Annotated in this window: 2 protein-coding genes; one reads left to right on the top strand and one right to left on the bottom strand. The window is 72.5% G+C overall.

The features are described from left to right. On the bottom strand, positions 1-1,488 hold a 1,488-nt coding region (locus IJ15_RS25045), incomplete at its 3' end, for an Hsp70 family protein (RefSeq protein ID WP_051919615.1). 293 nt (positions 1,489-1,781) lie between these two features. Here IJ15_RS25045 and IJ15_RS25040 point away from each other — a divergent pair. Beyond that, positions 1,782-2,054 (top strand): IniB N-terminal domain-containing protein (locus IJ15_RS25040; protein ID WP_197059910.1); only part of this gene is annotated, 273 nt, incomplete at its 3' end.

The raw sequence follows: 2,054 nt of genomic DNA, 5'->3' as shown, positions 1-2,054 counted from the left end.
CGGCTGCGGTGCCCGGGTTCTCCGGCGCCGGGGTTCCCGGCGTCGCCGCGGGTGCGCCGCCCGGGGCCGGGGGAAGGGGGCTGGACTGTCCGCCGGTGGCGTCGGTGCGCCCGCCGGATCGGTTCGTGCCGACGATTGCCGTTGCCGCAGTGGACCTGCCGTCGACGGTGACGTTGACGGCCGACATCTCCGGTGAGGAGGATCCGCTCGTCCCGGCACCGTCCGCGGTGAGGGCGCCGCCCTCGGTGGGAGCCGGCGCCGACGTGTCCGAAGTGGACGTCGCGGCCGGCGACGGTGACGTGTGTGCGGCCGTGCCGATCGACAGACCTCCGGCGGTGAGGAGTCCCGCCGCGGCCACTGCCGCCGCGATGATCGAGATGCGACGGCGGGGTCGACGCCGTCGGCGGTGTCGTGCTCGGGCTCGATCGGGTCCGGAGCGGCGGCGGTATCCGCTGTCGGGGCGTCGCCGGCCAGGTACGCCGCGCCGATCGCCGCGGTGAGCGCGGGAACCGGCGCCGCGACCACGGTGAGCCCCAGTTCGGACGACACGACCTCGGCGACCAGGGGGATCGCGCCGCCCCCGCCGGCGAGCAGGACGTGGGTGACGTCGGAGATCTCGATCTCGGCCGACCGCAGGGCCTCTCGGATCAGGTCGACCGAACCCGACAGGGGGCGTCGGATCAGGTCCTCGAGCTCGGATCGCACCAGGCGGACATCGGTCGTCACTCCGGGCAGGGCGACCGGGATGGCGGTCTCGGTGTCGGTCGACAACCTCTCCTTGGCGGCGGCGCAGTCGGCGCGCAGCACCGCCAGGGCTGCGGTGGTGGGGGCATCGAACGGGTCGAGGTCGGTCACCTTGTCCGCGATCGCGTCGAGCACGTAGCGCGTGATCAGCTGGTCGAAGTGCGCGCCGCCGAAGTCCTCCGAGCGGAGCGGCTTGCCGAGGATCACCGGTTCGGAACCGGTGCGGGCCACCGTGACATCCAGCCCGGACGCGCCGAGGTCGTACACGACGACGACACCGTCGTCGAGGTACCCGCGCGACGATTCGAGCCACCGCACGCAGGCCGCGGCTTCCGTGGTCGTTCCGGCCGCGGGCAGCCCCGCGCGGGCGAGCGCGGTTTCGAGCGCGCGGACGGTGTACCTGCTCCACGTCGTCGGATGGGTGACGACCACCGTCGCCGGGGTCGCCGAGTCGACCAGGCCCGCCACCGCGGCCGCGAAGAGGTCGGCTCCGGCATGGATCCGGCCGGCGTCGTCGAGTAGGCCGACCGGGTCGCCCACCCGCTCCACGAACCCCGTCAGTGCGGCGCGTCCGGCGTCGTCGTCGGCCTCCGGGAACGCGGCCGTTCCGTCCGGCAACAGGTGCAGGATCGTCGGTCGTGTCGAGGTGACGACGTCCGTCCCATCGGTCGCTGTCCCGTCCGCTGTCACGAGTGCGGTGCCTGAATTGGTCGTTCCGACAGCAACTCCGAGCACGGCGCCCATGCGCTTCTCCCATACGTCAGGGGCGGGTTGCGGCACCGCCGGTGGTATGGCGATTGTCGCCGCGAGTGCGTCGATCGTTACGGCAAGCGTGCATCTGCGCCCCAGCTCGAGGGCGATTCCCCTAATCGTCCACAATCCCCTAAGGTGCGCCGGCCGCATCCCCCTGTCCGTGTTCGGGGGGATGCGCCCCGTTCCCGTCCGCCTCCCGGATTCGTAGCGTATTGATCAATCTCGCCGCAGTGTCCGTACCGGAAACCGCGGTGGCCGGCCGACCGACCGTCAGGAGCTTCCTCATGGCCAGCAACGCAGTTCTCGACTTCATCCTCCGTCTGCTCCGCGACGAGGACGCTGCCGCCGCGTACTGCGCGAACCCTCAGGCCGCGCTCAGCGCGGCGGGGCTCGGCGATGTGTGCCACGCGGACATCGCGGCAGTGGCTCCGATGGCTGCCGAGTCGGGCCTGTTCGGTAGCGCAGGTGCCGATCTGGGCGCGATCCTCGCTGCGGGAACAGGTGCGGCGGGCTCTCTGGGCGTGGCCGCCGGCGGCGGCCTGAGCGGGGGCCTGGGG

The organism is Prescottella defluvii (assembly GCF_000738775.1).
Taxonomy (GTDB): domain Bacteria; phylum Actinomycetota; class Actinomycetes; order Mycobacteriales; family Mycobacteriaceae; genus Prescottella; species Prescottella defluvii.
This window is presented reverse-complemented; position numbering and strand designations above follow the sequence as displayed.